Origin of the sequence: Calothrix rhizosoleniae SC01 (genome assembly GCF_900185595.1) — a bacterium.
GTDB lineage: Bacteria > Cyanobacteriota > Cyanobacteriia > Cyanobacteriales > Nostocaceae > Calothrix_A > Calothrix_A rhizosoleniae.
The window spans coordinates 1-3,620 of the sequence record NZ_FYBH01000421.1 but is presented as its reverse complement, the minus strand read 5'-3'; the positions used below and the strand labels follow the sequence as shown (position 1 = coordinate 3,620).

5 protein-coding genes are annotated in these 3,620 nt (G+C 40.4%); 3 read left to right on the top strand and 2 right to left on the bottom strand.

Annotated elements, in window-relative coordinates; translation table 11 throughout:
* Window positions 1-297, bottom strand: a 297-nt coding sequence (locus CALSC_RS27720) for a hypothetical protein (protein ID WP_235006942.1), incomplete at its 3' end; no start/stop codon positions are given.
* A complete protein-coding gene (locus tag CALSC_RS24800) occupies window positions 297-626 on the bottom strand; it encodes a hypothetical protein (protein WP_088243873.1) in 330 nt (109 codons plus the stop codon). The genes CALSC_RS27720 and CALSC_RS24800, both read right to left, overlap by 1 nt.
* A gap of 230 nt (window positions 627-856) precedes the next feature.
* Here CALSC_RS24800 and CALSC_RS24795 point away from each other — a divergent pair, with 230 nt between their 5' ends.
* The 3 genes from CALSC_RS24795 to CALSC_RS24785 all read left to right on the top strand — a co-directional run.
* A complete protein-coding gene (locus CALSC_RS24795; RefSeq protein ID WP_088243872.1) occupies window positions 857-1,435 on the top strand; it encodes a tyrosine-type recombinase/integrase in 579 nt (192 codons plus the stop codon).
* Between the two features lie 2 nt (window positions 1,436-1,437).
* Window positions 1,438-1,938 (top strand): N-acetylmuramoyl-L-alanine amidase, encoded by a 501-nt coding sequence (locus tag CALSC_RS24790; RefSeq protein ID WP_088243871.1) that lies wholly within the window; start codon window positions 1,438-1,440, stop codon window positions 1,936-1,938.
* 260 nt (window positions 1,939-2,198) lie between these two features.
* Window positions 2,199-3,620: ATP-binding protein (locus tag CALSC_RS24785; RefSeq protein WP_200817745.1), on the top strand; the 1,422-nt coding region annotated here is incomplete at its 3' end.

Here is a 3,620-nt window from a genome sequence, read left to right as displayed (position 1 = left end):
ATTAATTCCATTGCCGGTGTAATCACACTGTTGCGAACTTAGCTCACATCCAGCGACGTTATCGGGGTCTTCTTCAAAAGGTTCATTGCTTATGACCCACTCGGATGTTTGATTTCCGTCAATGACAATAAAATAAGCCAGACTTCCTGCATAATAGCCGTCTGGAATTACCCCACTATTAAGGGAAATACTATTCGCGCATTTGTACAGCCAAGTTCCCCCACCACTCCACGTAAGATATTGTCCTTGGGGTCGGTCACTTGTCGCATGTTTTGCAAGTTTCTTCCATGCTTTCATTAGTAATCGTCTGGGTTTAAACCAGTCTCTAGGTTGAGTTTGGCAAAGTTAATCGTTAGTGGATCAACTTGATAACGGTCATTATTCGCACCCCTATTTGTAAAACTGCTAAAACCCGATTCAATGTAAACTGATACATCTGTATCACTATCGAACTTAGTTTGTGTAAGAGCGATAGCAGCTTGTATAAAAATCGCGGCGAGAAGGGATTCTGCTGTGTTGGTTGCGCTGGCGGTCAATCCTGGTAAATCAGCTTTGTTAATTGTCACGGTTGAAGCGTCTTGTGTTGCGTTTGCTCCAAATACTTCGGTTAATGTTGGTTCTGACATAAATTGTTGCTTTTTTAAATATTTCTTTAAACCTGTTTTAACCCTTCATCAAAATAGCGTAAACATTCCGCTTTTACATATTTCTGGTAGTTACACTGAAACTCTGTAAACGTTGCCAGGTATATGATTAAGCCAGGGAATACGACCCAACTCACACACAAAAATTCCGGTTTTACCACAATGCTTGGTAAAACCGGAAATCAAAAAGTAAAAATTGTTTTTGGAATTTTATGAAAAATAATGGTAGCGGAAAAGCCGCTATGCTCTCAAATTTAGATTACTCTAAAATTCGGAAAAATATTATAAATGAAAAATATAAAATTCTTTTTGATATTGCTTGGTACACTGGTGAGCGATGGGGGGCGTTAGTCCAGCTACGTAAAAATGATATATATCAAAAAGATGGAACTCCCAAGGATTACATAACATTCCGGGCTAGGACTCGCAAAGCTTCACCCGATGGAACACAACAGACTAGGCAAATCCCTGTCAATGAGACACTTTGGAACCTTTTAAACAGTTACTCCCCTAAAGATGGGTATTTATTCCCAAGCAGAAATTACCCTGAACAACATATAACCTTAAGGAATGCCGATTCGATTTTAAGAAAAGCTGTGGCTAAAGCTGGACTAGCAGCGAAGGGAATAAGCACCCACTCAACACGGGTCACTTTTATCACCAAGCTCCATGAACAAGGCACCGATATTTACACAATTCAACAAATAACGGGTCATAAAGATTTAAAAGCTTTAGCCGGATACATCAATATCTCACCAGACCGTATCAAAAACGCAATTAATTTACTATAAATATGAAAATCGCAATTGATCTAGGACACGGATGCACCAATGATGGTGGGGCCGTGGGAGTTCGTAGGGAAGAAGATTTAATTAATGAGGTTGGAAAACTTCTAATTGACAAACTTCAACAATTGGGTCACACAGTTATCCGGTGTAGACCTTCTTGGGCTAGTAGTGACACTAATTCGCTGTGGCAACGGTGTAATACTGCGAACGTGAATCAGGCTGATATATTTGTATCACTACATTTCAATGCTTACAATGGCAAGGCTTACGGTACTGAGACTTTTGCTATCAGTGAAGCTGGTAAAAGAATTGCAACATCCGTGCAGCAAGAAATATGTAAGCTGGGATTCTACAACAGGGGGGTTAAGACTACTCGATATTACGTTTTGAGAAATACCACAATGCCTGCAATCCTGATAGAGGGCGCTTTCTGCGATTCAGCGCGGGATATGAAATTATTTGACGCTGAAAAAATGGCTGATGCGATAGTACGTGGACTAGTTTAAAATTGATTCTTTAAGTCTCACTTGGTAGAGTGATCGCTATTCTCACCATCATAGCGATCGCTATTTTTAATGTTAAAATTAGCACTTACTCTTGGCAAGTTCAGGTAGTAGATGCACCTTTTATCAATTGCCCACTAGCGCGTAGTGGGTTTTTTTCATCCCAGTAACTGATAACTGATAACTGGTAACTGATAACTGATTTGTGATTTACCGTACAATTGCAGTAAGTCAAAGTTATCTGCCCATCAAAAGTGTTTTACTTGAAGTCAATTGTTGAATTTTACCAAGAACACAAGGAATTAATTGACAAATTAATTTTGGATGGCTCACGTTTAATACCAGCCATTTTGGGGTTAATAACAACCCCTGTAGGTCTTTTCTGGTGGCTGAAGTGGCGGCACCGTCAGCGAAAAATTCCCCCTGATATTTTCCCTTTTGACTCAATCCCAAGTCAGTGTAGAGACTTGAAAAAACGCATACTTGGTGGTGAAGATAACGACCCTTTGGCAGACCGTAATATTAAATACCAACAACGGGTAGAAAGCCACAACACCAAACGGGAACTACAACGATTATTAGAAGAACATCGCTGGGTGTTAATTGTGGGAGGGACAGGAATTGGCAAAACCAGGGAAGCGGTGGAAGTCGCTGAGTATTTTAATCAACAGGGATGGACTGTACTTTACCTCAAACCAAATCAATGGTTAGATATTCCCGCACGAATGCCAGAAGAAGCAGGCACAGACCGCAAGTTACTATTTCTCATTGATGACCTGAATCAAAAAATGCACCGCAGCCGTCAGGAAATCTCCCCAGAAGCAGAGAAAAGTCCAGTAGAAAAATTTACAGTACCCTTACAAGAAAGACTACTGGATACTTTGGAACGATACGAATCTTTCTGTGGTCAACAGGAAGTGCGTGTAATTGCGACGGCACGAAATGAAAAACAGTCCTACTTCCCTGGAGAACCAAGTCCTTGGGAGCAATTGCAATGGGAGAAATACCCCAAACTGTGGCATAAATTTCACCGTTATGAGTTACCAGCCCCTAGCAATAATGCCATTGTTGAGATGTTAGCTGCAACAGTCACCTCAGCTAATATCCAATCAAAACCCGAAGATTACCCGGAACTGGCAAGGTGCAATGATGCCACATTTAGTAACGTGGTAGAAAATTTACGTAGATTTAGTGTTAATAAGGACTTACCTTTAACCCCAAATAATTATGAAGATAGCCTCAAAGGTTCTTGGGAAAAACGTTACCAGGATGCAGTCAAGAGATATCCAGCCAGTAAGTATGTTTATGATGCAATGGACTTGCTGCAACAATTCGAGATTGTACTGCAACGATTTACCGTAGAACCAACAGCACAGATAATTGCGGGAGGTAATTATTGGCAATGGTTAAAGAATTATTGGCAAATTCGCAAGGCAACTAAGTTTTTAACTGATCCAGCAAATTTCCTCATTGATGAAGAAGGGAATTTGAAACCCCGTGATGGTCAAATAGAAGCTAAGGGTTATCAGGTAAATGGAGGAGAATTTGTCTTACCTTTGCTGGGGTTGATGTTGAAATTGGCAGATAAGCATGGCGAACAAATACTTGGCTCACTGCTTGCGTTTGGTAACAATCTTTACAATTTAGGGTTATTAGAGAAGGCGATCGCATCTTGGGATAAAGTC